This window comes from Pseudomonas sp. SAS7, assembly GCF_052112345.1.
Lineage (GTDB): Bacteria > Pseudomonadota > Gammaproteobacteria > Pseudomonadales > Pseudomonadaceae > Aquipseudomonas > Aquipseudomonas putida_Q.
The window spans coordinates 1-512 of the sequence record NZ_JBEGGO010000059.1 but is presented as its reverse complement, the minus strand read 5'-3'; the positions used below and the strand labels follow the sequence as shown (position 1 = coordinate 512).

The 512-nt window shown below is 47.9% G+C and carries 1 rRNA gene; it reads left to right on the top strand.

The features are described 5' to 3' along the window. Positions 1-164: 164 nt before the first annotated feature. Positions 165-512: ribosomal RNA gene (locus ABI582_RS28680) — 23S ribosomal RNA — on the top strand; the annotation flags it as partial.

Sequence of the window (512 nt, the reverse complement as noted above, 5' to 3'; positions counted from 1 at the left end):
CGTTCTTTAAAAATTCGGATATGTGATAGAAATAGACTGAACACCAGTTTCACTGCTGGTGGATCAGGCTAAGGTAAAATTTGTGAGTTCTGCTCGAAAGAGCAACGTGCGAATTTTCGGCGAATGTCGTCTTCACAGTATAACCAGATTGCTTGGGGTTATATGGTCAAGTGAAGAAGCGCATACGGTGGATGCCTTGGCAGTCAGAGGCGATGAAAGACGTGGTAGCCTGCGAAAAGCTTTGGGGAGTCGGCAAACAGACTGTGATCCAGAGATCTCTGAATGGGGGAACCCAGCCAGCACAAGCTGGTTATCTTGTACTGAATACATAGGTGCAAGAGGCGAACCAGGGGAACTGAAACATCTAAGTACCCTGAGGAAAAGAAATCAACCGAGATTCCCTTAGTAGTGGCGAGCGAACGGGGACCAGCCCTTAAGTTGGTTTGAGATTAGTGGAACGCTCTGGAAAGTGCGGCCATAGTGGGTGATAGCCCCGTACACGAAAATCTCTT